The organism is Falsiroseomonas sp. (assembly GCF_030695085.1).
Lineage (GTDB): Bacteria > Pseudomonadota > Alphaproteobacteria > Acetobacterales > Acetobacteraceae > Falsiroseomonas.
The window spans coordinates 1-3,510 of the sequence record NZ_JAUYTS010000087.1; the positions used below are offsets into that span (position 1 = coordinate 1).

At 66.4% G+C, this 3,510-nt stretch carries 3 protein-coding genes; all 3 read right to left on the minus strand.

Annotated features, from left to right (window positions below):
- The coding region (locus Q8S40_RS10730; RefSeq protein ID WP_305670381.1) for an ABC transporter ATP-binding protein at positions 1–1,300 on the minus strand (1,300 nt) is incomplete at its 3' end.
- On the minus strand, positions 1,297–2,334 hold the full coding sequence (locus Q8S40_RS10735; RefSeq protein ID WP_305670382.1) for an ABC transporter permease: 1,038 nt from the start codon (positions 2,332–2,334) through the stop codon (positions 1,297–1,299). The genes Q8S40_RS10730 and Q8S40_RS10735, both read right to left, overlap by 4 nt.
- The gene (locus Q8S40_RS10740) at positions 2,331–3,440 is read right to left on the minus strand and encodes a microcin C ABC transporter permease YejB (protein WP_305670383.1); all 1,110 of its coding nucleotides are present in this window, start codon (positions 3,438–3,440) and stop codon (positions 2,331–2,333) included. The genes Q8S40_RS10735 and Q8S40_RS10740 overlap by 4 nt, the downstream gene beginning before the upstream one ends.
- Positions 3,441–3,510 lie beyond the last annotated feature (70 nt).

The following is a 3,510-nucleotide window of genomic DNA, read 5'->3' on the forward strand; positions in this document are numbered from 1 at the left end:
AAGCGCGCGCGATGGCGATGCGCTGGCGCTGGCCGCCGCTGAATTCATGCGGATAGCGGGCGAGCATGGTGGGATCCAGCCCGACCTCCTCCAGCGCCGCCGCGACGCGCTTCTCCGATTCGGCGGCGGAGAGGTTTTCATGCACACGCAGGCCTTCGCCGACGATCTCCGCCACCGTCATGCGCGGCGACAGGCTGCCATAGGGGTCCTGGAAGACGATCTGCATGCGCCGGCGCAGCGGCCGCAGCGCGGCGCGGGACAGGGATTGGATCGGCGCGCCCTCAAAGCTGATCGGGCCCTCGCTGGTCTCCAGCCGCAGCAGCGCCAGGCCGAGCGTGGTCTTGCCGCTGCCGGATTCGCCGACGAGACCCACCGTCTCCCCTTCCCGGATCGCGATGGTCACGCCATCCACCGCCTTCACCAGGCCGACGGTACGGCGCAGGATGCCGCGCTTGATGGGGAAGTGGACCTTCACCTGTTCGCCCTGCAGCAGCAGCTTCGCATCCGCCGCTACCGGCCTCGGCCGGCCACGCGGTTCGGTCGCCAGCAGCATGCGGGTGTAGTCGTGCTGCGGATTGCCGAAGATCTCCGCCACCGTGCCGGCCTCCACCGCCTGGCCGTGGCGCATCACCACCACGCGGTCGGCATGGCGGCGGACGATGGCGAGGTCGTGGGTGATCAGCAGCACGGCCATGTTCAGGCGCCGCTTGAGGTCGGCCAGCAATTCCAGGATCTGCGCCTGGATGGTGACATCGAGCGCCGTCGTCGGTTCATCCGCGATCAGCAGCGCCGGGTCATTCGCCAGCGCCACCGCGATCATCACCCGCTGTCGCTGGCCGCCGGAAAGCTGGTGCGGATAGGCGTTCAGCCGCGCCTCGGCCTGGGGGAAGCCGGCGCGGGTCAGCAATTCCACCACCCGCAGGCGCAGCGCCTCGCCGCCCAGGTTCCGATGCAGCGTCACCGCCTCCGACACCTGGCGACCCACACTGTGCAGCGGGTTCAGCGAGGTCATCGGTTCCTGGAACACCATGCCGGCGATGCCGCCGCGCAACCGGCGCAGATCCTCACCCTTCGCCGTCAGCACATCCGTGCCATCCAGCGTGATGCGGCCTTGCGGGTTGTGGCCGGCGCCCGCCAGCAGGCGGAGGCAGGACAGCGCCGTGACGGATTTGCCGCTGCCGCTTTCGCCGACCAGCGCCACCGTCTCCCCCCGCTGCACGGTGAAGGACACGCCCTGCACCACGGCCTTGTCGCCGAAGGCGACGGTGAGATCCTGCACATCCAGCAAGGGCTGTGTCATTTCCCGCCCCCCGGCAGCTTGCGCGGGTCGAAGGCGTCGCGCACCGCCTCCCCCACAAAGATCAGCAGCGTCAGCATGCCGCCGAGCACGAAGAAGCCGGTCATCGCCAGCCAGGGCGCCTGCAGATTATTCTTCCCCTGATTGACCAGTTCGCCCAGCGAGGGCGAGCCGGGTGGCAGGCCAAACCCGAGGAAATCCAGGCTCGCCAGCACGGTGACGGACCCCGACAGGATGAAGGGCAGGAAGGTCAGCGTCGCCACCATCGCATTCGGCAGGATGTGCCGCGCCATCAGCGCCACGTCGGAGACGCCCAGCGCCCGCGCGGCCCGCACGTAATCCAGATTGCGCCCCCGCAGGAATTCCGCCCGCACCACGCCGGTCAGCGACATCCAGGAGAACAGCAGCAGAAAAACCAGCAGGGTGATGAAAGTCGGCTCGATCACGCTGGCCAGGATGATCAGCAGGTAAAGCTGCGGCATGCCGGACCAGATCTCGATGAATCGCTGGAAGCCGAGATCGACCCAGCCGCCATAATACCCCTGCACCGCGCCTGCCGCGATGCCGACGACCGAACTGACAATGGTCAGCGAAAAGCCGAACAGCACGGACAGGCGAAAACCATAGATCACCCGCGCCAGCACATCCCGGCTCTGGTCATCCGTGCCAAGCCAGTTGCGCGTGGAAGGCGGCGCCGGGGAGGGCTGGCCGACATCGCGCACCACCGAATTGTGCCGGTAGGGCACCAGCGGCCAGATCGCCCAGCCGCCGCGTTCCGCGAATTCCGCGCGCAACTCCGGGTCGTGCCAATCCATCGTAATGGGCAGGCCATCCGGCAGCACATCGCTTTCGGCATAATTGCCGACCGCGGCCGGAAACAACCAGCGATCGTCGATCCGCGCCACCAGCGGCTTGTCATTCGCCAGCAGCTCCGCGAACAGGGTCAGCACGAACAGCACGAGAAAGATCCACATGGACCAGTAGCCGCGGCGGTTCGCCTTGAAATTCGCAATGCGTCGTAGGGTGATCGGTGTCATCGGCGGGCTTCGAAATCGATGCGCGGATCGACCACCGTGTACATCACGTCGCCGATGATCTGCAGGATCAGCCCCATCAGCGTGAAGATGTACAGCGTGCCGAACATGATCGGGTAATCGCGCCGGATCGCCGCCTCAAACCCCAGCAGGCCCAGCCCATCCAGGCTGAACACGATCTCCACCAGCAGCGCGCCGGTGAACAGGATGCCGATGAAGGCCGCCGGAAATCCCGCGATGATCAGCAGCATCGCATTCCGGAACACATGGCCATACAGGATGCGAGTTTCCGAATTGCCCTTGGCCCGGGCGGTGACGACATACTGCTTGCCGATCTCATCGAGGAACGCGTTCTTCGTCAGCATGGTCAGGCCCGCAAAGCCGCCGATCACCAGCGCCAGCGTCGGCAGCGCCATGTGCCAGGCATAATCCAGCGCCCGCTGCCAGAACGGCCACATCTCGCTGCCCGAACTCGCCAGGCCCCGCAACGGAAACCATTGCAGGAAGGATCCCCCGGCGAAAAACACCACCAGCAGGATGGCGAACAGGAAGCCCGGAATCGCATAGCCCACCAGCACCACGCCGCTGGTCCAGATATCGAACCGGGTGCCGTCCTTCACCGCCTTGCGAATGCCAAGCGGGATCGACACCAGATAAATGATCAGCGTCGACCAAAGCCCGAGCGAAATCGAGACCGGCATCTTCTCAACGATCAGATCCACCACCGGCCGGTCGCGAAACAGGCTGCGGCCGAAATCGAAGGTGAGATAACCCACCATCATCTCGCCGAACCGCACATGCGCCGGCTTGTCGAAGCCGAAAATGCGCTCGATCTCCGCGACGATCGCCGGGTCCAGACCCCGCGCGCCGCGATAGGTGCCAACCGGCCCATCCCCCCCGCCGCCACCCATCCCGACACCCGGCGCCCGCGTCTCGCCCGGCCCCTCCCCGGTCAAACGGCCGAGCGTCTGCCCCTCACCCCGCAATTCGGCGAGCATCTGCTCCACCGGCCCGCCCGGCGCGAACTGCACAACGGCAAAATTGATAAGAATGATCCCGAGCAAGGTCGGCACCACGAGCAAAAGCCTGCGGAAGATGTAGGCGGCCATGGGGTTGCGCTATGCGGCCGTGGGGAGGGCGCTGCCCTCCCCACACCCCACCCGCCAAGGGGCAGTGGCC

Coding starts and splice junctions, on each gene's coding strand:
- Q8S40_RS10735 (WP_305670382.1), bottom strand. CDS start 2,334: ATGACACCGATCACCCTACGACGCATTGCGAATTTCAAGGCGAACCGC.
- Q8S40_RS10740 (WP_305670383.1), bottom strand. CDS start 3,440: ATGGCCGCCTACATCTTCCGCAGGCTTTTGCTCGTGGTGCCGACCTTG.